Genomic DNA, 23,579 nt, shown 5'->3' with positions numbered 1-23,579 from the left:
AGGACTCGCGATTCCAGTATAGCGGAGAGATTCCGCTATGCTGGACATGTGCGCGATGACTTCACCGAGCAGCTGGGTGAGCGGCTGCGCGAGTTGCGGCGGACACGGGCGCTCAGCCTCGAGTCGCTCGCCACGGCCAGCGGCGTCAGCCGGAGCATGATCTCCGACGTCGAACGCGGCGCCCGCTCGCCGACCGTGCTCGTGCTGGCCCGCCTCGCCACGGCGCTCGGCACCACCGTGTCCCGGCTCCTCGGCGAGGACCAACCGGCCCGCACGATCCTGCTGCGGCACGCCGAGCAGCACGCCATCGACCATCCCGACGGCTGGCAGCGCCGGATCCTCTCCCCCGTCCTGCCCGGCGTCGAGTTCGAGCTCATCCGCACGACCGTCGCCGCGGGCGCCGTCATCGGCAGCTTCGCCGCACACGCCGCCGGATCCCGGGAGTACGTCGCGGTCGAGACCGGCGAGCTGACCGTGACCCTGGACGGCGTCGACCACCGGCTCGGCCGGGGCGACGCGCTGTACTACGCGGGCGACTGCGTCCACGCCTTCGCCAACCCCGGCCCGACCGAATGCGTGTACTACACCGCCATGCAGGTCGCCGGATCCCCGCACCACCTGAGCCCCGAGGAGGCCACGTGATCGCGCCGCTCAACCCGCCCGGCCTGCCCGCACCGACCGGCAACTACACCCACGGCACCGTGGTCACCGCGGCCCAGCGGCTCGTCTTCGTCAGCGGCCAGGTCCCGTGGGCCGACAGCGACGGCAAGGTCCCCGAGGACTTCACCACCCAGTGCCGCCTGGTGTGGGAGCACATCGCGGCGGTGCTGAACGAGGCCGGCCTGACCACCCGTGACCTCGCGAAGGTCACGACCTACCTCGCCGACCGCCGCTACCGCGCGGAGAACTCCCGCATCCGCGCGGAGGTCCTCGGCGACCACACACCGGCCATCACCATCATCATCGCCGACATCTACGCCGAGGAATGGCTCCTGGAAATCGAGGCCATCGCCGTCGCGTGACCGCACCAGGCCGTCCGATCGTCACTGCGTGCTGGTCGGCCCGAACTTCTCGCGGAGCTTTGCCAGCTCCTGCGGCGATTCAACCCATTCCTCGGCGAAGCCACAGTTAAGGCAGATGTACCGGTGCACCAGAACGGGACTGGCCAGAAATCCGACCTGGATGATGTTGCCCGATCCGTACGGACCCGCGCGGCCCGGCACCCGAACGACGTCCGACGCATGGCACTTGGTGCACACCCCGCTGTACTTCATGGGTCGATCATCAACCATGCCCGCAAGCCCGGGGAGGGCGTCAGGGCAGCAGCGCCAGCTTGCCGGTCGTGGCCCGTGCCTCCAGTTCCGTGAGCGCCTTCGGACCGTCGGCCAGTTCATAGCCGGTGGGCCGGCCGGGGCCGAGCACGCCGGCTCCGACGAGCCCGAACAGCTCGCCCATGAGCTCACCGAAGATCTGCGGTGCCGCCTGGATCAGCACGCCGATGTTCAGACCGACGACGTGGACCTGGTGCTTGTAGACCAGGTCCCAGTTGGTGATCGCGGCCTGCCCGCCGGCCAGGCCGTAGACGACGACCCGGCCGGTGACCCGCTTGGCCGCGGCCAGGCTGGCCTCCAGGGTGGCACCGCCGCCCGACTCGAGGACCAGATCGGCACCCGCACCGCCGGTCAGCCGCAGCACCTCGGCGGCGATGCCGGCGGCGCGGGAGTCGATGACGTGGTCGGCGCCCAGGGCCCGGACCGTCCCGTGCTTGGCCGGTGAAGCGGTGGCGATCACCGTCGCGCCGTAGTGCTTCGCCATGCGCACCGCGGCCTGACCGGTCCCGCCGGCGGCGGCGTGGATCAGCACGGTCTGGCCTGCGGTGACGCCGCCCAACGGCCGGAGGGCCGCCAGCGCGGTCGGCCAGTTCACGACCAGGCCCAGCGCCTGCTCGTCGGTCCAGCCGCCCGGCACGGGCACCGCGGCCGCCGCCGGCAGCAGCATGTACTCGGCGAACGCACCACCGCCGATGGCCACACCGACGACGTGGTCACCGGGCGCCGGGCTCGGCACGGCCTCGCCGACGGCCACGACCTCACCGGCACCTTCGATGCCGGCCAGATACGGCGGCTGCGGCCCACCGGCGAACGTGCCGCGGGCCTGCGAGACATCGACGAAGTTGACCCCGGCGGCGGTGACCCGGATCAGCACCTCACCGGCACCCGGGGACGGCACCGGCACGTCGGTGATCAGGCGCAGATCCCGTGGGCCGTCCAGTGACGTCTGCTGCAGGGCGCGCATCGTGGTGGGAAGCGGCATCGCCGTCGGCTCCTTTGTTTATCGAACAATAAACAAACGATGCCATCGCCCTGCTGCGCCGGTCAAGCTAAAGTTGATCGAACGCCAAACAAAGCTGGAGGCAGACCCGATGGCGACCCGCGGCCGCCCCCGCACCTTCGATCCGGACACTGCCCTACGCCAGGCGCTGGACCTGTTCTGGAAGCGCGGTTACGAGGGCACCTCGATCAACGACCTGGCCCAGGCCATGGGGATCGCCTCCCCCAGCATCTACGCCTGCTTCGGCAGCAAGGAGGAACTGTTCCGCCAGGTCATGGCGCTGTACGGCGCAACGGCCGGCGAGCCGCCCCGGCGGGCGCTCCGCGAACAGCCGACCGCCCGCGCCGCGATCCACGCCATGCTCCGCGCCACCGCCGATCAGATCACCGGCCCCGACACGCCGCACTACTGCATGCTCGTCCTCGCCGCCGCCACCGGCTCCGTGGAAAATCACGCAGTCCGCGAGTTCCTGGCCGACCGCCGGCGCGACATGCACGCCACCATCAGGGACCGACTCGCCCGCGGCGTTGCCGACGGCGACCTCACCGCGCCGCCCGGCACCCTCGACGCCATCGCCCGCTACTACACCACCGTCGTGCAGGGCCTATCCATCCAGGCTCGAGACGGCGCCACCCGTGCCGAGCTGGAAACGATCGTCAGCTGCGCAATGACCGCGTGGGACACCCTCGCACCTCCCGCACGACGTCACACCGACGAGATGTGAGGCCATGCCGGAACCGACCCGTAGGTGGTCGCGGTCAGACGTCCGCTTCGAGGGCGAACGTGTTGCCGTCCGGGTCACGGAACCAGGCGATACGGCCACCGCCGGCCCGGGCGGTGATCCCCCTCGCATCGTGGTCGAACTGGTCGTAGCGGGCGAACTCGACGCCCGACGAGGCGAGCTCGTCGACGATCTGGTCGAGGTCCTCAACGTACCAGGTCGCCAGTGTCGCCGACGTCTGCCCGGCACTGTCGGACTGGTACACGTTCAGCGCCGGCCCGCCGCCGGAACCGTAGACGCGGCTGCCGCCGGCGATGTGCGCGCTGGGGCCGGATCGCAGTGCCTGCAGACCCAGCTTGCCTTCGTAGAACGCGACCGCCCGCTGGATGTCGGACACAGCGACCGAGGTTCTGATCGGATACGCGCGCAGCGGCATGCACCACTCTCTCACGGCGCACCGGGGCAAGGCCCGCCGATCAAGCGCGGGCGTCGGCCGCCGCGAGTCTTGCGCGCAGCGCCGCCCGCGCCGCGGGGTCCCACGGCCCGGAGCCGGCCAGCGGGATCTCGGTCATGAACCGGCGCTCGGCCTCGGGAATCCGGGCGACGACCAGATCGGGGTCCGTTTCCGCGGTCGCGTACAGGTTCGGGCCGTCGGCGTAGAACAGGTCGATGACGACGAGCCGCCCGTCGGCGGCGCGCATGACGTTGGCCGGGTTGGTGTCCAGCGGCCCGCACCACGGCAGCTCGCGCCGGGCCTGCTCGTGGACCCGGTGCACGATGTCGGCGAGGTCGGCGACCTCCGGGGCACGTTCGGCGATCGCCCGGTGGAACGCGGCGGCCTCCGCCCCGGCGACGGGTTCGAGCCACTCCAGGAACTGCAGGTCGCCGCCGCCGGGCAGGCGGCGGTGCGCGAACAGCGCCGGGACCTGGCGGGTCGGCGCGGCCTGCGTGTACAGGGCCGCGGCGTACGGACCGGTCGGGTCGAACGGGCTGATCCGCGCGGCCGTCGTGCCGTCGGGCGAGCGGAGCGCGATCGCCCAGTCCCCTGCCCCGCACGGGATCCAGCCGTCCCGCAGCAGCGCCGCCTCCACGTCCCGATGGTCCGACTGTGGTTCCAGCGCCGTCACGGCGTCGAGCATAGAGCGCGGCCGACCCGTAGGTGGTCCGGATCCGGGGACGGCCCGGGGCGCTCCCCGATGCCCGGGCACCCCCGCAGCCGCGACAGTTGAACCATCGAACACGAGCGAAGGAGAAACGTGATGGAGACCGTTCACGGCACGATGCGCCAGCACGACCTGGTGCGGCCGGTGCACGGACGGGTGCTCGGCGGCGTCTGCGCCGGGCTGGGGCGCCGCTTCGGCATCGACCCGTGGCCGGCCCGGCTGCTGTTCGTCCTGCTGCTGCTGGCCATCCCCGGCACGCAGATTCTCATTTACCCGATCCTGTGGATCATCATGCCGGCTGAGGTCGCGCCGAAGCTGGCCGAGCAGCCGGTCTCCCCGGCGCCGACGATGACGAGTGCCTGAGCTGCTCGGGTGCATCTGAGTCGGCGTACTCAGGACCGCACCGGCGGACCGTGTCAGGGTGGCGGCATGCGTCGACTGCCGCTGCTCCTGCTGCTGACCGTGCTCGCTGCCGCCTCGGCCTGCGCCGACCCCGACGCCGGCCCCGGCCGGGCGGAAACGACGGGCGAGCAGACGGCACCCGCCTCCCTGCTCGCCGACGGCACCGTCCCGTGGGCCGACCTGCGGATCAAGGACGAGGACCTCAACGGCAAGCCGCCCGGCCCGCGAACCCCCGCGCCGGGCAGCAAGCCGTGCCGGGCGGAGCAGCTGTCCGGCCGGCTCGACTCCTGGGTGCGCCCCGGCACCGGCGGCGAGACGCCGAAGGGCTGGGACGCCGCCATCGGCAAGCTCATCGGTGAGGTCGACGTCCAGAACACCTCGACGGTCGAGTGCACCCTGCAGGGCGAGGTCCCGACGACGATGCTCGCCGGTGGACGCGAGATCCCCATGCTGTACACGCACGACATCAACGACGAGGGCCGCAGCCGGGTGGTCGCCGTGCCCGCCGGTGGGCATGCGAGCCTGCGCCTGGACTGGTCGGGGCCGTTCTGCCAGCCGACGGACGGCCCGCTGGAGCTCGCGATCCAGGTCCCGCACGGCGGTGGCACGCTGCGCGCACCGGTCGCCGTGACCGACACCCCGAAGTGCCAGCAGGGCGAGGGCGTCAACCCGAACGCCCGGGCGACACTGTCCGCGAGCGGGTTCACCGAGCCCGTCGCCGCGTCGACGCCGGCCGCCTCACCACTGAACCAGTTGACCGTCTCCGTCAAGGGCCCGGCGAGCGCCGCGGCGGGTGAGCGGATCGTCTTCTGGGTCACGCTCGGCAACCCCACCAAGGGCCCGCTGTCCCTGGACCCGTGCCCTGGTTACCTGCTGGAACGTTTCTCCCTGGGAGATGCGAAGAACGATGCCGTGAACACGTCCCAGCTGTACCGGCTGAACTGCCGACCGCTCAAGAGCATCCCGGCCGGCGGCAGCGTGGTGTTCGAGATGGTGACCGACGTGCCCGTGGCGATGGCGTCCGGCCGGAAACTCACCATCACGTGGAAGCTGGTCCTGCCGCACTTCACCCAGCGCGGCAATCAGTACGGCGTCGTCACCGTCACGGTGAACTGACCGGGACGTCGGTCACGTCCAACAACGGTTGACCACGCAATGCGAGCAGACCGTTGACCACCTCGACGGAGGCCTGCCAGTCGGCCCGGCCGCGCAACCCGGCGGCCAGCAGCGCCGCCACGAAGGGACGCCAGGCGTCCGGGTCGTGCAGCGGCTTGATGACCATCGGCCGATCCTAAACGCGGGTCACCAGGTCGACAGGGCGGCGTTGATGTGGGATCTGAGCATCGCCTGGTACGCCGCCCCGCGCGCGCCGGGCCGAGCGCGTCCCATTCCGGCCCGCAGTTCTTGTCGTCGCCGGGGCCACAGGACGGCCGCGAACCCCTGCGCCCGCCGTTGACGTCAGTCGGTGCGGCGCAGGAGGCGTACCGCCACCGCGGCGAACCCGATTGCCTGGACCGCCGCCCCGGCGACCTCGAACCACTCGACGCCGGCGACCAGGCCGACGATGTGCGTCGGCGGCCAGATCATCACCGCGGCGGCAGCCCACCGGGGCACCGACCGCGACCGCCACAGCGCCAGGCCGAGCAGGAACGTGCCGACGATGTTGCCGAGGACGAACAGCAGGAACACCCAGGTCCCGGTCGCGTCCTGCTGCCGCGCGTCGAGCACGGCGGCGAAGCCGACCATCGGCCCGCCGACCCGCACCATCGCCAAGGTGGTGAGGTCGGTGAGCAGGACGGCCTGATAGCAGGCATAGCCGGCGGCCGTGAGCGTGCCACCGACGAAGGCCAGCCTGGCCGCTCCACGACCGGCCACCCGGGCGGCGCCCAGCGCGGCCGGCATCATGAGCAGCGCGCCGAGCATCCCGAACAGGACCACGTTGCGCAGCAGGGCCGGGTGTGCCGCCGCGGCGGTCAGCGCGTCGGCGCCGGTCTCGTCGCTCGCGCCGGCCGCCTGCGCCATCGCCCACCCGGTGTTGCAGGCGACGATGAACCACGGAGCGACAAGTGCCGCCGCGGCCAGTGCGTGCCGCCGCAAGCGGGTGTCGGACCGATCGGCCGGACCGAGCGTATCTGTCTGTGTCAGTGTTTGCATGGGCCAAGCCTGCGATCGGGTCGGCGCGCCCGGCCAGGGCACCAATTCCCGCACGGCGGGAGGAATTCCCGCGGTCCCGGGAGCCGAGGACAGCGGCCGCGACTCCCGGCCGGCCCGCGCCGTAACACGTTTTTCGGGCGATGCCGGCCGATGCCCCGGGTGGTGAAGTGGGGCCGAACGGCCGCGCCGCGACCGTGTTGCGGCACCGTTAGCATCGGCGTTCATGAAGACCGGTTCGGCTTGATGATGCAGCGTCGTCCGGCGGTCGTGTACGACGTCGCGCGCCTCGCAGGGGTGTCGCATCAGACGGTGTCGCGGGTGCTCAACGACCACCCGAGCGTCAGCCAGACCACCCGGCAGCGCGTGCTGGACGCGGTCCGCCAGCTTGGCTATCGACCCAACGCGATGGCACGGGGGCTGGCGGGGCGCCGGTCGCGGATCGTCGGGGTGGTCAGCTTCGACACGCTCCTGTACGGGCCTGCGGCGACCCTGCTCGGCGTGGAGCGCGCGGCCCGCGCCGCCGGATACGGCGTCAGCATCGCCACCGTGGAGCGGATCGATCGCCCGGCGGTGGTGTCGGCGACCGGGGCGCTCGCGGAGCAGTCGGTCGCCGGGGTCGTGGTCATCGCGCCGCAGACAGCTGCCGCGGCGGCCTTGCGCAGCATGCCCGCGGGCATGCCCGCCGTTGCGGTGGAGGCCGACACCGATGGTGCCATCCCGACGATCTCGGTCAATCAGATCGCCGGCGCACGGATGGCGGTGGAGCACCTGCTGCGGCTCGGACACCGGACGGTGTGGCACCTGTCGGGGCCACGTGACTGGCTGGAGACCCGGGGCCGGATCGAGGGCTGGCGGGCGGCACTCGTGGCGGCCGGGTTGCCCGTCCCGCCGTTGATGACCGGAGACTGGAGCGCCAGGTCCGGTCATGCGGCGGGGATGCGGCTGGCGGCACGGGACGACGTGACAGCAGTGTTCGCCGGCAACGACCAGATGGCCCTCGGCATGATGAGCGCCTTCCACGAACGCGGGATCCGGGTCCCGGACGACGTGAGCATCGTCGGTTTCGACGACATCCCTGAGGCGGCGTATCTGTCCCCACCGCTGACGACGGTCCGCCAGGACTTCGACGAGGTCGGCCGGCGCTGCATGGCGGCGCTGCTCCGGCTCATCGAAACGGACCGGCTGGAAGGCCCGGCGCGTCCGGCTGCGGATCCGGTCGTCGAGCCGTCCCTGATCGTCCGGGACAGCGCCGCCACCCCCGCCCACTGACCCGGCCGGGCGGGCACAACACCGCGCGGAGAAGCATTCCGTAAGAAAAGTGTTATGCGGCGGTGTCCCCTCGAGTCGCGTGCCGCCCGGCCATTCTCCGCAGCCGGGAATCTGCCGCACGAGCTCCGATACGAGTCGCAACTACCGGCGTGGAATCCCCGAAACTTTCAGAGAAGCGTCCACGCCGACGACGGCCGGTCCGCCGGGCATGCGCCTGTTACCTGCAGATATTAGGCTCCGATCGTCATGTGAACGGTAAAACTCGGCCGCGCTGCGACCCGGATTTCACCTGCATCCTCCGAAAGTGTTTCGGAAAGTATTGTCCGTTCGAAATTGCCGTGTGAGCATGGCGAGGCATTGAAGCCCACCGTTCACCGGTCCGGGTCGTGCGACATCACCGACACCCCTTTGTGCGCGCGGCGGCTGCGGCCTGCCGTGCGCGCGATGGTCGGCGTCCCGGACAGAACCGACAAGGAGTCCCCAGTGGCAGCCAGACCCCTGCACGCCGCCGCCACCCCGCGAAGAAGACCGTTCCGGGTCAACCTGGCGATCGCCGCCGTCGTCGCCACGGCAGCGGCGACGGGCGCGGTGATGATGATCCCCACCGCCAACGCCGCCGCGAGCACCCTGGGTGCGGCGGCGGCCCAGTCGGGCCGGTACTTCGGCACCGCCGTCGCCGCCGGCCGGCTCGGTGATTCGACGTACAGCACGATCGCCGGCCGCGAGTTCAACATGATCACCGCCGAGAACGAGATGAAGCCTGACACGACCGAACCCTCGCGGGGGAACTTCAACTTCAGCTCGGGCGACCAGATCTACAACTGGGCCACCCAGCGCGGCCTGAAGGTCCGCGGCCACACCCTGGCCTGGCACTCCCAGCAGCCGAGCTGGTGGGGCGGAATCAGCGGCAGCACCCTGCGCCAGGCGATGATCGACCACATCAACGGCGTGATGGGTCACTACAAGGGCAAGCTTGCGGCCTGGGACGTGGTCAACGAGGCCTTCAACGAGGACGGCAGCCGCCGCCAGTCCAACCTGCAGGGCACCGGCAACGACTGGATCGAGGTCGCGTTCCGCACGGCGCGCAACGCCGACCCGTCGGTGAAGCTCTGCTACAACGACTACAACATCGAGAACTGGTCGTACGGCAAGACGCAGGGCGTCTACCGCATGATCCAGGACTTCAAGTCCCGCGGCGTGCCGATCGACTGCGTGGGCCTGCAGACGCACTTCACCGGCGGCAGCTCGCTGCCGGGCAACTTTCAGACCACCCTGTCGAGCTTCGCGGCTCTCGGCGTGGACGTCGCGCTGACCGAGGTCGACGTCACGAATTCCTCGACCAGCCAGTACGCCGGGCTGACCCAGGCGTGCATCAACGTGCCCCGCTGCATCGGCATCACCGTCTGGGGCGTGCGGGACAGCGACTCGTGGCGCTCCAACGAGAGCCCGCTGCTGTTCGACGGCGGCGGCAACAAGAAGGCCGCGTACAACTCCGTGCTCAACGTGCTCAACTCCGTCGGGCCGACCTCGTCACCGACCGGCGGCACGACGTCCGCCTCACCCACTCCCTCGACCCCGTCGGGCGGTGCGAAGCGGATCGTGGGTGCGCAGTCCGGTCGGTGTGTCGACGTGCCGAACGCGTCGCACAACAACGGCACGCGGGTGCAGCTGTACGACTGCCACGGCCAGAGCAACCAGCAGTGGACGGCGACGTCGAGCCGGCAGCTGACCGTGTACGGCAACGTGTGCCTGGACGCCGCCGGGTCCGGCAACGGCGCCGCGGTGCAGATCTACAGCTGCAACGGGCAGTCCAACCAGCAGTGGAACGTCAACAGCAACGGCACCATCACCGGTGTCCAGTCCGGGCGTTGCCTGGACGTGTGGGGCACCGGCAACGGCCAGCAGATCCAGCTCTACGACTGCAACGGACAGGCCAACCAGCGCTTCTCGCTGAGCTGAGCCGACCGACGATCGCGGTGTGACGGCGGGGAGCTCCCGCCGTCACACCGCCGCGTCGAGGCGGAGCATCGTCCAGGACACCGGCGGCAGTTCGACCCGGACATCGTCCCCGTCCTGCGTCGCCGACGTGTTGGGGCGGGGCAGGACCGTCGTCGCGTCGTCCGCCGTCGCGGACCACGTGTGGTCGGGGTTGGCAAGGGTCACCGCCTCGACGGTCCGCAGCCGCGGGAAACCCCGCAGATCGACCGTCAACCCGACCGGCTCGGTCATCGAACGGTTGACCGCGAACAGCACCAGCCCGCCCGTGTCCGGCTCGTACGTGGCGACGGCGTCGACGGCCGGTACCTCACCGAACCGGGCCGTGTCGTGGACCGGTGCGTCGATCACGATCCGGAGCACCTCGCCGGCGGCGTGCCGGGCGGTCAGCGCGAAGGGATGGAACGTCGTCTGCCGCCAGGACCGGCCGCCGGGCTCGGTCATGATCGGTGCGATGACGTTGACCAGCTGGGCGAGCGACGCCGCGTGGACCCGGTCGGTGTGCCGCAGCAGCGAGATCAGCAGGTTGCCGACGACGACGGCGTCGGCGACGTTGTACCGGTCCTCCAGCAGCACCGGGGCGACCGGCCAGTCATCACCGGCCGGTGGTCGGGACTCGGCGCGCTTGACGTACCAGACGTTCCACTCGTCGAACGAGAGGTGGATGCGTCTGGTCGCCTTCCGGGCGGCGCGCACGGCGTCCGCGGTGGCGACGACCGACTCGATGAACTGGTCCATGTCGACGGCCGAGGCGAGGAACGACGCGAGGTCCCCGTCCTCCTCGCAGTAGTAGGCGTGCGCCGAGATCAGGTCGACGACGTCGTAGGCCTCGCCGAGGACGACGCGTTCCCATTCCCCGAACGTGGGCATGCCGGAGCCGGACGACCCGCAGGCGACCAGTTCGAGGTCGGGCTGGAGCTGTCGCATCGCCCTGGCGGTCTCCGCGGCGAGCCGCCCGTACTCCTGTGCCGTCTTGTGCCCGATCTGCCACGGGCCGTCCATCTCGTTGCCCAGGCACCACATCCGGATGGCGTGCGGTTCCTCGGCGCCGTTGGCCCGCCGCAGATCCGACCAGGCGGTGCCGCCGCGCACGTTGCAGTACTCCAGGAGGTCCAGCGCCTCCTGGATGCCGCGGGTGCCGAGGTTGACCGCCATCATGGGCTCGACGCCGGCCCGGCGCGCCCAGCGGACGAACTCGTCGACGCCGACCGTGTTCGGTTCGGTGGAGTGCCAGGCGAGGTCGAGCCGCACCGGCCGCTGCGCCCGCGCGCCGACGCCGTCCTCCCACCGGTATCCGGACACGAAGTTCCCGCCCGGGTACCGCACCGTGCTGACGCCGAGCTCGCGGACCAGGTCGACGACGTCACCCCGGAAGCCGTCCGCGTCGGCGGTCGGATGGCCGGGGTCGTGCAGCCCGGTGTAGACGCATCGGCCGAGGTGCTCGACGAACGAGCCGAAGGTCCGTTTGCGGACCGGCCCGACGACGAACGCCGGGTCGACGGTGATGCCGGCGAACAGCATGCATCCTCCTTATAAGCGCCGGCTCAGCGTACCGAGGCGATCGGCACGCCGGCCGCGGACGTGGGTCGCGCGAAGCGCGAGGTCGCACCGCCCTCGCCCGGCTGCGAGACCCGGGCGAGGGCGGTGCGGGGTGGTGCTCTACCCGGCGGGCAACGTGAAGACCAGCGTCCTCACACCCATGGGTCAGCGGCTCCGATCAGCTCACCGAGAAGCGCTGGTTGGCCTGTCCGTTGCAGTCGTAGAGCTGGATCTGCTGGCCGTTGCCGGTGCCCCACACGTCCAGGCAACGCCCGGACTGGACACCGGTGATGGTGCCGTTGCTGTTGACGTTCCACTGCTGGTTGGACTGCCCGTTGCAGCTGTAGATCTGCACCGCGGCGCCGTTGCCGGACCCGGCGGCGTCCAGGCACACGTTGCCGTACACGGTCAGCTGCCGGCTCGACGTCGCCGTCCACTGCTGGTTGCTCTGGCCGTGGCAGTCGTACAGCTGCACCCGCGTGCCGTTGTTGTGCGACGCGTTCGGCACGTCGACACACCGACCGGACTGCGCACCGACGATCCGCTTCGCACCGCCCGACGGGGTCGAGGGCGGGGCCGAAGACGACGGCGGAGCAGACGGCGACGAGGACGGCGGGTTGCCGCCGGACGGGATCAGCGAGCACCTGGCCGTGTACCGCGAGACACCGGTCGAGTCCTTCAGCGTCGGGCACAGGAACTGGCTGTAGCGGGTGTCGTTGTCGACGAACGTCTTCAGCCACGGGATCTGGCTGCGCAGCTCGATGTCGTTGGGCCGGGTGAAGAAGAGATGGTCCGCGCCGGACAGCAGCAGGTAGGCGCCCGCGGTCGCGGACGGCAGGGTCGGGTACAGACCGTCGAGATAGGACGGAGTGACCGTGGTGTCGTTCTGACCGCTCACGATCAGCGTCGGCACCCGGTTGCCGGCGAGGTTCCCGGACGGTTTGAACGGCGCGAGGCCGATCGCGGCCTTCAGCGTCGGACGCTGGCCGGCCGCGACCAGGGCACCGCCGCCGCCCATCGAGTGGCCGATGACGGCCAGCCGGTTACGGTCGACCCGGTCCCGCACCGCGCTCTGGGTGGTGAGGTAGTCGAGGGCGGCGAGCAGCTGGGTGCCCCGGGCCGCGTCGTAGTCGGTGCGGCTGTTGGTCTCGATGCCGATCACGACGAACCCGAACGACGCGAGCCGGGGTCCCATCCACGCCTCTTCGTTGGCGAACAGGGCGGTGTAGCCCGGCACGATCGCGACCGCACCGTAGGTGTGGCTGGTGTCGGTCGGGTAGTAGATGTAGCCGCCGTTGAAGCCGTTACCGGGCGGCACGGTCGTCTGCGCGGTGGCGAACGTGCCGTACGTCGCCGCAACGCTGGCCACGGTCGGGTCGGGACCCCGCTGGAACGGGTTGTCCTCGGCCGCGTCCGCCGCCGGGATCGTCATCGCGGCCACGGCCACCGCCACGGCTGCGACCGCACCGGCGATCAGCGCGTGCAGCAACGGCGGGCGCCCGGCCCGGCCATGACGGGCACTGTTCCCTACCACCATCATGGACTCCTCTCGTCTGGCGGCGTCCAGGGCCGCCGTGTCGACCGCCGGGCGATCGGGTCGCCCGGCGGCTCGTGCCGCTGTCGTTGCCTACCGCAGGGAGACGTCGTCGACGAGGAGACCGTCGGTGCCGCTCGTCGTCTCGACGTAGAAGGTGGCGCCGGTCAGGGTGCCGGTCCACGACACGGTGGCCGTGCCGGTCAGCTGGGTCCAGCCGGAGGTGGTGATCGCGGTCGCCGGGGCCAGCTGGACGTAGCTGGTCGTGCCGTTGGCGGTCACCGCCAGCATGGCCTTCGCGCTGGGTGTCCCGCTCTGGGCGCGGACCCAGGCGCTCACCGTGTAGTTCCTGCCGTTCGTCAGTTTCGACGTCATGTCCTGCCCGGGGCCGTTCCACGCCGCCGTGCGGCCGGTCAGCTGCAGGGAGCCGGCGCCGGCGTGGGCGGTCGTGCTCGGCGCCAAGGTGCCACTGCCGAACACCGTCCACCCCGTGGTGCCGTTCTCCATGGAGCCGTTGGTGATCAGGTCACCGCCGCCGCTGGTCGTGCCGAACTGCCACCAGTTGACGTTGAACAGGTTCCCGCTGCCGCCGGCAAACTTCAGGAACAGGTCGTGGGTGCCGGTGGCGCCGCTCACCGGGCAGGTGACGCTCGTCCAGGTCTGCCAGCCGCCGGTGCCGGCGACGGTGCAGGTCCCGACGAGCGGGCCGGTGACGCTGTCCAGGTGCAGCTCGATGCGGCCGCCGCTGGTGGCCGAGGCGACCCTGGCGGTGAACGACGTCGCGCCGGCGCCGAACGCGACGCCCTTGACCTTGATCGAGTCGTTGTTCTCGATCCAGCCGACGTTCATGCCGCCTTCACTGGAAACCTCGGTCTCGACGCCGGTCTCCCAGGCGATCGTCTCGGCTTCCTGGCGCACGTACGGGTCGAGGGTGCCGACCTGCGGCGCGCCGGTGCTGGTCATCGTGATGGTCGGGATGGTGCCGTCGCCGTTGTAGCTGAACTTCTCCACCGCGACGGACCGGGTGTAGCCGCCGCCGCCCGGCAGTGCCCCGTTGTGGTAGAAGAAGTACGAGCCGCCGTTGTAGTCGATGACGCCGGCGTGGTTGGTGAAGCTGCCGCCCTGGGTGGGCATGACGGTGCCGCGGTAGGTCCACGGGCCGGTCGGGCCGGTGGCGGTGGAGTAGCCGATGAACTCCGAGCAGCATTTCGCGGCGAACACGTTGTAGTAGAGGCCGTTGCGTTTGTAGACCCAGGGCCCTTCCTCGTACAGCGTGGGGCGGCTGGCGTTGCCGCTGCGGGTGCCGAACCCGGCGGTGGTGAGCGGGATCTGGGTCACGCCGCCGGAGTAGGAGATCATGTCGGTGTTCAGCCGCACGTACCAGAGGTTGGGGTTGCCCCAGTACAGGTAGGCCTGGCCGGTGTCGTCGATGAACACGGTCGGGTCGATCTCGTTGTTCTCCACGAGCGGCCGGCCGATGGCGTCGGTGAAAGGCCCGGTGGGACTGGTGGAGACGCCGACACCGATGGCCATCCGGCCCGTCGCACGGTTCGTCACGGGGACGTACCAGTAGAACTTGCCGTTGCGGTTCACGACCTGCCCGGCCCACGCGTTCGCGCTCGCCCAGCTGAACGTGGTGAGGCTCATCGGCGAGCCGTGGTCGGTCCAGTTCACCATGTCGGTCGTCGAGTAGACCCGCCACTCCTTCATCGTGAAGTAGGTCGAGTTGTCCTCGTCGTGGCCGGTGTACAGGTAGACCCGGCCGTTGTACACGAGTGGTGCCGGGTCGGCGGTGTAGACCGTCTGCACGATCGGGTTGTCCGCCCGCGCCGACGGCATCGGGCCGGCCACGAACACAGCAGTCCCGATCAGGAGTAACAGGCCGGCGAGTCGTCGCATGGTCATCCTCTCGTCCAGCGCTGGTTCGCTGCTGCGGTGCAGGTCCACAGCAGGACCACGGTGCCGTTGGCGGTGAGGTTGTGGTCGACGTCCAGGCACAGCCCGGACGCGGTGCCGCGGACGGTGCCGTCGGCGTTGAGGGTCCACTGCTGGTTGGTGCCGCCGTTGCAGTCCCACAGCTGGACCTTTGCACCGGCGGTGGCGCCGAGCGGCGCGTCCAGGCACTTGCCGAGGATCTGCAGCGCGGCACCGTTGGCCGTCCAGCGCTGGTTGACGCCGCCGTTGCAGTCCCAGATGACCGGCTGGGTGCCGTTGGTGGTGGTGCCGTTCGGCACGTCGAGGCAGCGCCCGGAGGCCGCGCTGACGAACGTCGACCCCGCCGGCGGGGTGGTGGTGCCGCCGCCGCTGACCCGGTACACCACAGTGCCGTGCGCGGGCACGGTGGCGGTGATGGCACCCGTCGTCGTGCTGGTGGTGTTCGTCCAGGCGTCGCGCAGCGTGAACGAACTGCCGGACTTGCCGGCCGCCGCCGCGGTGGTGCTGATCGTCGTGGCCGATCCGCCCTGGTTGAACAGGGCGACCGCGACGTCACCGTTGGCGAGCCGTTTGGCCAGGACCCGGCGGGTGCCGTCGTTCGACACCTGCGTCGCCTGCAGGCCGAGGGTGTCCTGGTTGATCGCGATCAGCTGCGCGTTCTTCAGGATCGTCGCGGTGGCCGCGTTCTGTGAGCGGATGTCGTTGCCGGCGATGAGCGGCGAGGCGAGCATCGCCCACAGCGCGAAGTGGCTGCGCATCTCGGTGTCGTTCATGCCACCGCGGCCGACCTCGAGCATGTCGAGGTCGTTGAACCGGCCCGGCGCGGCGTAGGAGGCAAGCGGCACGGTCACGTTGACGATGTTCTGGATGCCCATCGGGTACCCGTTGCTCTGGCCGGTGTCCCAGGCGTTGGTGATGTCCTCGGTGGTCCGCCACAGGTTCGCGACGTCGCCCCAGTTGCGTTGCGGGCCGGTCTTGGCGTGGATGCTGTTGGGGTTGATGCTGAACACGATCGGCCGGCCGGTCGCGGCGAGCGCATCGCGCATCTTCGCGAACGTCGTGACCTGGTCGTTGATGCTGCCGTTCGGCGAGCACCAGTCGTACTTCAGGTAGTCCACACCCCAGGCCGCGAACTGCCGGGCGTCCTGCACCTCGTGCCCGAGACTCCCCGTCGCACCCGGATAGCTGTTGAAGTACTGCGCGCAGGTCTTGTCGAGCGGACCTTGGTAGATGCCGAACTTCAACCCGCGCGCGTGCAGGTAGTCGCCGAGCGACTTCATGCCGCTGGGGAAGCGGGTCGGGTCACCCTGCAGGTTGCCGGCGCTGTCCCGGTTTGGGTTGAACCAGCAGTCGTCGACGACGACGTACTGATAGCCGAGGTCCCGCATGCCGCTGCTGACGATCGCGTCGGCCATCTGCCGGATCAGGGTCTCGTTGATGTTGCAGCCGAACGTGTTCCAGCTGTTCCAGCCCATCGGCGGGGTGCGGGCCACGCCGTTGTCGAGGGCTTCGGCGGCGGGGGCGCGCAGGACGCCGACGGCGCCGGCCAGCAGGAGCACGCCGGCGGTGAGCACGGTGACGAGCCGTCGCATGGTCACCTCCTCGTCCAGCGCTGGTTCGCCGCGGCGGTGCACGTCCACAGCTGCACGACGGTGCCGTTGGCGGTGGCGTTGTTGCGCACGTCGAGGCACAGGCCCGACTGGGCGTTGCTGATCGTGCCGTTCGTGTTGACGTTCCAGCGCTGGTTGGTGCCGCCGTGGCAGTCCCACAGCTGCGCCTTGGCGCCGGCGGTGGCGCCGGTCGGCGAGTCGAGGCACTTGCCCAGCGACTGCAGGGCCTGGCCGTTGACGGTCCAGCGCTGGTTGGCGTTGCCGTTGCAGTCGTAGATGATCGGCTGGACGCCGTTGGTGGTGCTGCTGTTGGGCACGTCCAGGCAGCGTCCGGACGCGGCGCTGACCAGTGCCGACCCGCTGCTCGGGGTGCCCGGGTCGCCGATGCTGCCGGGGACCGCGCGCAGCGCCGTGAACCAGGTGGCGGCCATCTTGTCGTAGCCGCCGGCGGTCGGGTGGACGCCGTCGATGAGGTCGCCGGTGTTCAGCACGGCGTGCATGTCGACGAAGTGGACGCGCTTGCCGGCGTTGACCTTGCCCTGCACGATGCCGGGGATCGTGGCGTTGAAGGTGCGGGCGGCGGCCTCCTGGCCGGTGTTGCTGATCGGGATGATGCTGGCGACGAACACGTCCGCGGACGGTGCGGCGGCGGTGATGTGGTCGATCAGCGTGGACAGCCGGGCGGGCGCGCCGGAGACGTTGAAGTTCTGCAGCACGTCGTTGGTGCCGATGTGCAGCAGGACGGTGCGCGGGGTGGTGCTGCCCAGCCAGCCGGTGATGTTGGCGTCGATCTGGTCGATCCGCCAGCCGGGGTGGCCCTCGTGGTCGTGGTCACCGAGGGAGCCGGGGCCGTTGAACTGGGAGCCGACGAAGTCGTTGCGGTAGCCGCCGGCGGCCAGGCGCTGCCAGAGGCCGATGCGGTAGCCGCCGGGGACCTGGGTGCCCTCGGTGATGGAATCGCCGAGGGGCATGATCCGCACGCCGCCGTTGGACTCTGCGGCTGCGGTTCCGGAGAAGGTGAGGGCGAGGACGGCGGCGGCCAGGGCCGAGGTCAGGATCCGTCGTCGTGCGGTGAGCATGGCGGTGCCTCCTGGCGAAAGATGGGCCGGCCGCCCCGGAAGACGGCCGGCCGGTGGACCGATGGCGTCAGCGCTGCAGGGTCAGCACGCCCGGGCGGTACGGCAGGAGGCCGTAGTCGCCGCCGGAGCTCGGCGAGCGGCCCTGGTACAGCAGCTGCAGGTTGCACGGGTCGACGGTCTTGGTCTGATCCGGATTGCTGCGCACCAGGTCGCCGTGGCTGATGTCGTTGGTCCAGGTCGCGCCGCTGTTGGCCTTACCGGCGAACGGGTTGCTCTCCGTCGCCGCCTGGGGCGACCACGAACCGCCCAGACTGCTGGACGTGAACGAACGGAAGTAGCGGCCGTTCGCGCCGATCGCCTCGACCAGCATCAGGTACTGGTTCTGGCCCTGCACCTTGTACACCTCGACACCCTCGAACAGGTTGTTCGTCGAGTCGCTCATGATCTGCGTGTACGAGGAACCGAAGCTGCCCGGGAAGTTCCCGATCGGCATGCTGGCCCGGTAGATCTTGCCGTTGTCCCCGGCGAAGAACAGATACATGTTCGAACCGTCACCGATGATCGTCTGATCGATCGGACCGGTGCCGGAGCCGGAGATGCTGCCGGAGAACAGCGTCTGCGGCGACGACCAGCCGTTGGCGTTGGTCGGGTCGCTGGAGGTGCGGTAGTTGAACGCGGCCCCGCCCCACTGGTAGGTGAGGACCCAGATGTTCTTCGGCGCGAAGTAGAACAGCGTCGGTGCGACGGCGCCGAAGTTCATGCCGTTCTGGCTGGCCGAGCCCATATCGGACCAGTTGGTGAACAGGCCGAAGTTCATCGACCCCCACGTCGATCCGGTGTCGTGGGTGGTGGCGTAGACGAGGTGCCGGCCGTTGTAGACGACGTTGGTGAAGTCCTTCAACGACACCCAGCCCGACTTCGGGTTGGCGAGGGAGCCGGTGGACGACCAGCGGTACGTGGACGGCAGGGTGCAGGTGCCGCCGGTCGTGGTGGTGGTGCCCGGCGTGGTCGGGGTGGTGCCGCCGACGCGGACAAGCTGCCACTGCTGGTTGGCGCCGCCCCAGTCCGCGTACTGCACGATGTTGCCGCCGTCGGCCGTCGAGGCACCCTGCACCTCCAGGGCCTTGCCGGAGTTGCGGTTGATGAACCGCACATAGCCGTCGGAGGAGTCGGCGAGCCGCCACTGCTGGTTGGTGCCGTTGAGGTCGGCCCACTGCACGATCGAGCCACCGTCGGCGGTGGAGAAGTTGTAGACGTCCAGCACCTTCCCGGAGAGCTTCGACTTGATTCGGTAGTAGCCGCCACCGGAGTCCACGAACTGCCACTGCTGGTTGTTGGCGTTCGACCGCGTCCACTGCGTGATCCGCGCGCCGTCGTTGGTGGCGAAGTTGTACACGTCGACGGCCTTGCCGCTGTTGCGGTTGACCAGCACGTAGGAGGCGCTGGTGTCGACGGTGGCCGCCGAGGCCGCGGTCATGTTGAGGACGATCACGCCCGCGCCGACCAGGGCTACCGCCAGGGCGGCCAGGCCGAGCCGTTTTCGCTGGGTGTTCATTCGGGGTGTGCTCCTTCGAAGGTCAGATGCGGACGAGCTGCCACTGCTGGTTGTTGCCGCCCCAGTCGGCGTACTGGACGACGTTGCCGCCATCGGCGGTGGAGGCACCCTGCACTTCCAGGGCCTTGCCGCTGTTGCGGTTGATCAGGCGCAGGTAGCCGCTGCCGGAGTCGGCGGGGCGCCACTGCTGGTTGGTGCCGTTGAGGTCGGTCCACTGCACGACCGTGCCGCCGTCTGCGGTGGAGAAGCCGGAGACGTCCAGGACCTTGCCGGAGTGCCTCGACCTGATCCGGTAGTAGCCGCCACCGGAGTCCACGAACTGCCACTGCTGGTTGTTGGCGCTGGTCCGCGTCCACTGCGTGATCCGGCCGCCGTCGTTGGTGGCGAAGTTGTACACGTCGACGGCCTTGCCGCTGTTGCGGTTGACCAGGACGTACCAGGCGCTGGTGTCGATACCGGTCGAGCCGGTCGGGTTCGGGTTGGTGCCGGCGTTGAGCGCGTTGAGCGTCGAGGTGTAGGCGGCCTTCTTCGCGCCCGAGGAGTTGAACAGCAACGGGTTCTCGCCGGTGCGCCACGAGTCGCTGTCGCGGATGCCCCACACCGTGATGCCCGTGCACCGGGACACGGCCAGGCACGCCTTGACCACGTTGGCGTACGCCTGCGCCTGGTTGCTGCCCGAGATGTCGAGCTCGGTGATCTGCACGTCCACGCCGAGGTCGGCGAAGCGCTGCAGGTTGGCCTGATAGTCCCCGGACGGCAGGCCGCCGAGGTGCGACTGGAAGCCCACGCAGTCGATCGGCACGCCGCGGGACTTGAAGTCCCGGACCATGTTGTAGATGCCGGTGCTCTTGGCGTTGATCCCGTCGGTGTTGTAGTCGTTGTAGCAGAGCTTCGCGCCCGGGTCCGCGGCGCGGGCGGTGCGGAACGCGACCTCGATCCAGTCGTTGCCGGTGCGCTGCAGGTTCGAGTCGCGGCGCCCGCCGCCGCCACCGTCGGCGAACGCCTCGTTCACCACGTCCCAGGCGTAGATCTTGCCCTTGAAGTGCGTGGCGACCTGCGTGATGTGGTTGACCATCGCGTTGCGCAGCGCACTGCCGGACATGCCCTGTGCCCAGCCCGGTTGCTGGGAGTGCCAGGCGAGCGTGTGCCCGCGCAGCCTGTGCCCGTTGGCCTGCGCGTGGGCGACGATCCGGTCCGCGTTCGTGTAGGAGAACCGGCCCTGCGACGGTTCGGTCGCGTCCCACTTCATCTCGTTCTCGGGGGTGATGGAGTTGAACTCGCGGTTGAGGATGCCGGTGTACGTGCCGTCGCCGAGCTTCCCCGCGGCGACGGCGGCACCGAAGTAGCGGCCCTTCTCCGCGGCGGACGCGCCGAGGGTCGTGCCCGCGTCGGCGGAGCCGTTGAGGAACACCGCCGCGCCTGCGGCGAGGACGGTCGCTGCCACCAGCGGCAGGATCACGCGGAGTCTTCGAGCGTTCATGGTGTGCTCATTTCGAATCGCTTGACGGTGACAGCGCCGCCCACGGCCCGGGTGGCGTAGTTGAAGATCGCGTAGCGGTAGCCCATGAAGAACTGCCAGGCGTTGTTGAGCGTCAGCGCGTTGCCCAGCGCCGTGAAGTTCGTGCCGTCGGTGCTGTAGGAGAAGCGCGCCTGCCGGCCGGAGCCCGGTCTGATGTCGGCGGTGGCCCGCAGCCAGATCCGGCCGCCGGAGACGTTCGCGCCGGCGATCTCGGTGCCGGTGCTCGTGGTCGCCCAGCTGCTGTTCATGGTCAGGCCGTTGACCATCACGACCCGGTTCGTGCTGCCGTCGCGTCTGACCCCGATCCAGGCGGACGAGTCGCGCAGCATCGCCAGGCCGGCACGGTCGCCGTCGGCCAGCGCGGAGTAGTCCAGTTCGATCGTGGCGGTGGACGTCGGGCCCTGGATGCGGTGGGTGAGGGTGTTGCGGGCCGAATACAGGTCGCCGGTGACGGTGGCGGTCTGCAGCCGCAGCCCGCTGCCGGTGGAGAACTTCGAGGTGTCCGGGTTGTGGTTCCACTCCCACTGCGGCCCGAGCGCCGCGCCCGTGAAGGTGTCGGCGCCGGTCATCGGTGTGACCGTCTTCGACGTGCTGATGTTCGGCTTCGGGTAGGTGGCGCCCCAGCCGCCGTTGACGGTCTGCACGCTCGGCCAGCCGTCCGAGCTCCAGCTGATCGGGGCGAGCGCCGGCACCCGACCGCCGGGGTACGCGTCGACGAAGGACATGTAGTACCAGTCGCCGTTCTGCGTCTGGACCAGGCCGCCCTGGTGTGGCGTGCCGCCGCCGGAGATCGGGCTGGGCATGTTGAGCAGGACCTGCTTCATCTCGTACGGGCCCCAGGGGCTGCTGGACTTGAGGATGTACTGACCGTTGGCCGGCCTGGTGACGAAGATGTAGTAGCTGCCGTTTCGTTTGTAGAAGCGGGAGCCCTCGAGGGTGCCGACGCTCGAGGGCGTGGTGAACACCTGCTGGGTGCGGACCTGGCTCAGGCCGTCGGCGGACAGTTGGGCGACGCTGAGGGTGCTGTTGCCGTAGGCGACGTACATGGTGTCGTTGTCGTCGATGAGCAGCCCGGCGTCGTAGTAGCAGTTGTTGATCTGCGACCGCTTCTGCCACGTGCCGTCCACGGCGGAGGACGTGTACACGTAGGTGCGGTTGAACTCGACGCAGCCGAGCCAGTAGTACGTGCTGTTGCTCTTGCGGTAGTTCAGCGTCGAGGCCCAGATGCCCTTGACGTAGGCGCGCCCGCCGCTGAGGTCGTAGGTGCTGGAGCCGAAGTCCAGCCTGGGCACCGAATGCCCGGCGTACTCCCAGTTGACCAGGTCATAGGAGCGCAGGATCGGCGCGCCCGGCGAGTAGTGCATGGTCGAGGCGGAGTAGTAGTAGGCATCACCGACCCGGATGATGTCGCCGTCGGCGAAGTCCTGCCACACCACCGGGTTGGTGAACTGTCCCGAGCCGCCCGGCGGGTTCGACGTCGGGGTGGTGCCGCCGACGCGGACGAGCTGCCACTGCTGGTTGGCGCCGCCCCAGTCGGCGTACTGCACGATGTTGCCGCCGTCGGCGGTGGAGGCACCCTGCACTTCCAGGGCCTTGCCGGAGTTGCGGTTGATGAGCCGCACGTAGCCGTCCGAGGAGTCGGCGAGGCGCCACTGCTGGTTCGTGCCGTTGCCGTCGGCCCACTGCACGACCGAACCGCCGTCGGCGGTGGAGAAGTTGTAGACGTCCAGGACCTTGCCGGAGTGCTTCGACTTGATCCGGTAGTAGCCGCCGCCGGAGTCCACGAACTGCCACTGCTGGTTCGCGCCGTCGCCGCGCGTCCACTGTGTGATGCGGCCGCCGTCGGCGGTGGAGAAGTTGTACACATCGAGGGCCTTGCCGCTGTTGCGGTTGACCAGGACGTAGGAGGCGCTGGTGTCGACGGTCGCCGCCGAGGCCGAGGTCATGTTCGCCACGACGACGGCAGCACCGACCAGCGCCGTCACCAGCGCGGCGACGGCGCCTGATCGCCAACCGCGCCGGCGGTCGCGAACCGGCGGCGCTTGACTGTGGACCTGCATGGGTTCTCCTTCAGTTGCGAGCAGCCCTACCGGCGTCGGTCCTTGGCGGGGACCTTGTTAACGCTCACATGCTTTGCCTGGTGGAGGGTGCTTGAGGGTTTCGATCGCGGGTCGAAGACGTGTGAGCGGTGGCGGGAGCGCTCACATCTAGGCCGCGAGATTGCCAGACCTTCCCGGAACATTCAAGTGGACCGCGGTGTCGATCCGATCCGCGCCACCCGGACACCGCGCTTTCCCCGCGCCGCGACGGGCATATTTGCGCACTTCATCGCTGATTCATCCCACACCGGGACCGTCCCGAGTCCCCGCCCATTCCATCCGAAAATTTCAGACCGGAAATAATGCGACTCCGGCGACGCTGCGCGGATAACAGGTTTTCCATGTCGAATTCGGCGACCACCCCCGCCGGGCCTGGTCGGCAACGCATCACCGCTGGTCAGGATCGCAGGTGCCGGTCAATCTGCGCGACGGCGAAGATTTCCGGGAAATTTCGGTTACGTATACGACGGCACCGAAGTCGTCCATCAACGGCGACTTCGGCGCCATTGCGGGGAGGAATTCGAGCCGCACATGATCTCTTGACGCGGTCCGGCGTTTCGCGCACATTGGAGACCTGTGACACGCCAATCCCGACAGACCATCCGCCGGTCGCCGCAGCATCGCCGAATCGGCCGTGCCGTCGGTTGACGGCGCTTCTTCCGGAAGAGCGTTTG

General features: G+C 69.7%; 20 protein-coding genes and 1 pseudogene. 7 read left to right on the top strand and 14 right to left on the bottom strand.

Features of this window, described 5'->3' with window-relative positions:
• Positions 1–48: 48 nt before the first annotated feature.
• Entirely contained in the window at positions 49–642 is a 594-nt protein-coding gene (locus ACFPIJ_RS11275; RefSeq protein ID WP_380114666.1) for a helix-turn-helix domain-containing protein, read from the top strand.
• Positions 639–1,022: a RidA family protein gene (locus tag ACFPIJ_RS11270; RefSeq protein WP_380114665.1), complete on the top strand. Its 384-nt coding sequence runs from the start codon at positions 639–641 to the stop codon at positions 1,020–1,022. Before ACFPIJ_RS11275 ends, ACFPIJ_RS11270 begins: the two co-directional genes overlap by 4 nt.
• A 21-nt stretch (positions 1,023–1,043) precedes the next feature.
• Here ACFPIJ_RS11270 and ACFPIJ_RS11265 read toward each other — a convergent pair whose 3' ends face one another.
• Positions 1,044–1,274 (bottom strand): hypothetical protein, encoded by a 231-nt coding sequence (locus ACFPIJ_RS11265; protein WP_380114664.1) that lies wholly within the window; start codon positions 1,272–1,274, stop codon positions 1,044–1,046.
• A 40-nt stretch (positions 1,275–1,314) separates the two neighbouring features.
• Entirely contained in the window at positions 1,315–2,313 is a 999-nt protein-coding gene (locus tag ACFPIJ_RS11260) for an NADPH:quinone oxidoreductase family protein (RefSeq protein ID WP_380114663.1), read from the bottom strand.
• A 109-nt stretch (positions 2,314–2,422) separates the two neighbouring features.
• Between ACFPIJ_RS11260 and ACFPIJ_RS11255 the strand changes: the two genes are divergently transcribed.
• Positions 2,423–3,055, top strand: a complete 633-nt coding sequence (locus tag ACFPIJ_RS11255; RefSeq protein WP_380114662.1) for a TetR/AcrR family transcriptional regulator — start codon at positions 2,423–2,425, stop codon at positions 3,053–3,055.
• Between the two features lie 34 nt (positions 3,056–3,089).
• On the opposite strand, the gene ACFPIJ_RS11250 is transcribed toward ACFPIJ_RS11255, so the two are convergent.
• Together ACFPIJ_RS11250 and ACFPIJ_RS11245 are read right to left on the bottom strand one after the other, a co-directional pair.
• Positions 3,090–3,488, bottom strand: a complete 399-nt coding sequence (locus tag ACFPIJ_RS11250) for a VOC family protein (RefSeq protein WP_380114661.1) — start codon at positions 3,486–3,488, stop codon at positions 3,090–3,092.
• Between the two features lie 40 nt (positions 3,489–3,528).
• Positions 3,529–4,179, bottom strand: a complete 651-nt coding sequence (locus ACFPIJ_RS11245; RefSeq protein ID WP_380114660.1) for a hypothetical protein — start codon at positions 4,177–4,179, stop codon at positions 3,529–3,531.
• A gap of 132 nt (positions 4,180–4,311) precedes the next feature.
• Here ACFPIJ_RS11245 and ACFPIJ_RS11240 point away from each other — a divergent pair, with 132 nt between their 5' ends.
• Positions 4,312–4,578, top strand: a complete 267-nt coding sequence (locus tag ACFPIJ_RS11240; RefSeq protein WP_380114659.1) for a PspC domain-containing protein — start codon at positions 4,312–4,314, stop codon at positions 4,576–4,578.
• Positions 4,579–4,644: 66 nt separating this feature from the next.
• Positions 4,645–5,733 carry a hypothetical protein gene (locus ACFPIJ_RS11235; protein WP_380114658.1) on the top strand — a complete coding sequence of 363 codons (1,089 nt, stop codon included), beginning with the start codon at positions 4,645–4,647 and terminating at the stop codon, positions 5,731–5,733.
• Here ACFPIJ_RS11235 and ACFPIJ_RS11230 read toward each other — a convergent pair.
• Together ACFPIJ_RS11230 and ACFPIJ_RS11225 are read right to left on the bottom strand one after the other, a co-directional pair.
• Complete coding sequence (locus ACFPIJ_RS11230; RefSeq protein WP_380114657.1) at positions 5,720–5,899, bottom strand: hypothetical protein; 180 nt, start codon at positions 5,897–5,899, stop codon at positions 5,720–5,722. The two genes, ACFPIJ_RS11235 and ACFPIJ_RS11230, sit on opposite strands and share 14 nt — an antisense overlap.
• 176 nt (positions 5,900–6,075) lie before the next feature.
• Positions 6,076–6,771 (bottom strand): hypothetical protein, encoded by a 696-nt coding sequence (locus ACFPIJ_RS11225; protein ID WP_380114656.1) that lies wholly within the window; start codon positions 6,769–6,771, stop codon positions 6,076–6,078.
• Between the two features lie 243 nt (positions 6,772–7,014).
• Here ACFPIJ_RS11225 and ACFPIJ_RS11220 point away from each other — a divergent pair, with 243 nt between their 5' ends.
• Entirely contained in the window at positions 7,015–8,040 is a 1,026-nt protein-coding gene (locus tag ACFPIJ_RS11220) for a LacI family DNA-binding transcriptional regulator (protein WP_380114655.1), read from the top strand.
• A gap of 444 nt (positions 8,041–8,484) precedes the next feature.
• Entirely contained in the window at positions 8,485–9,999 is a 1,515-nt protein-coding gene (locus ACFPIJ_RS11215) for an endo-1,4-beta-xylanase (protein WP_380114654.1), read from the top strand.
• Positions 10,000–10,041: 42 nt separating this feature from the next.
• Here ACFPIJ_RS11215 and arfA read toward each other — a convergent pair whose 3' ends face one another.
• The 8 genes and pseudogenes from arfA to ACFPIJ_RS11175 all read right to left on the bottom strand — a co-directional run bounded on the left by arfA (position 10,042) and on the right by ACFPIJ_RS11175 (position 22,866).
• Positions 10,042–11,556: an arabinosylfuranosidase ArfA gene (gene arfA / locus ACFPIJ_RS11210; RefSeq protein WP_380114653.1), complete on the bottom strand. Its 1,515-nt coding sequence runs from the start codon at positions 11,554–11,556 to the stop codon at positions 10,042–10,044.
• 196 nt (positions 11,557–11,752) lie between these two features.
• Positions 11,753–13,111, bottom strand: a complete 1,359-nt coding sequence (locus ACFPIJ_RS11205; RefSeq protein WP_380114652.1) for a poly(ethylene terephthalate) hydrolase family protein — start codon at positions 13,109–13,111, stop codon at positions 11,753–11,755.
• Between the two features lie 90 nt (positions 13,112–13,201).
• A complete protein-coding gene (locus ACFPIJ_RS11200; protein WP_380114766.1) occupies positions 13,202–15,007 on the bottom strand; it encodes a family 43 glycosylhydrolase in 1,806 nt (601 codons plus the stop codon).
• A gap of 2 nt (positions 15,008–15,009) precedes the next feature.
• Entirely contained in the window at positions 15,010–16,635 is a 1,626-nt protein-coding gene (locus tag ACFPIJ_RS11195; RefSeq protein WP_380114651.1) for a glycoside hydrolase family 27 protein, read from the bottom strand.
• 2 nt (positions 16,636–16,637) lie between these two features.
• Positions 16,638–17,732 carry an RICIN domain-containing protein gene (locus ACFPIJ_RS11190; protein WP_380114650.1) on the bottom strand — a complete coding sequence of 365 codons (1,095 nt, stop codon included), beginning with the start codon at positions 17,730–17,732 and terminating at the stop codon, positions 16,638–16,640.
• 67 nt (positions 17,733–17,799) lie between these two features.
• The gene (locus ACFPIJ_RS11185) at positions 17,800–19,287 is read right to left on the bottom strand and encodes a non-reducing end alpha-L-arabinofuranosidase family hydrolase (protein WP_380114649.1); all 1,488 of its coding nucleotides are present in this window, start codon (positions 19,285–19,287) and stop codon (positions 17,800–17,802) included.
• A gap of 25 nt (positions 19,288–19,312) precedes the next feature.
• A pseudogene (locus ACFPIJ_RS11180) lies at positions 19,313–20,767 on the bottom strand (endo-1,4-beta-xylanase); the annotation flags it as partial.
• Complete coding sequence (locus tag ACFPIJ_RS11175; RefSeq protein WP_380114647.1) at positions 20,764–22,866, bottom strand: family 43 glycosylhydrolase; 2,103 nt, start codon at positions 22,864–22,866, stop codon at positions 20,764–20,766. The pseudogene ACFPIJ_RS11180 and the gene ACFPIJ_RS11175, both read right to left, overlap by 4 nt.
• Positions 22,867–23,579: the final 713 nt, after the last annotated feature.

Source organism: Dactylosporangium cerinum, from assembly GCF_042653625.1.
Classification (GTDB): domain Bacteria; phylum Actinomycetota; class Actinomycetes; order Mycobacteriales; family Micromonosporaceae; genus Dactylosporangium; species Dactylosporangium cerinum.
Note: the sequence above shows the minus strand (reverse complement) of the source record. Positions and strands in the feature narration are given on the sequence as shown.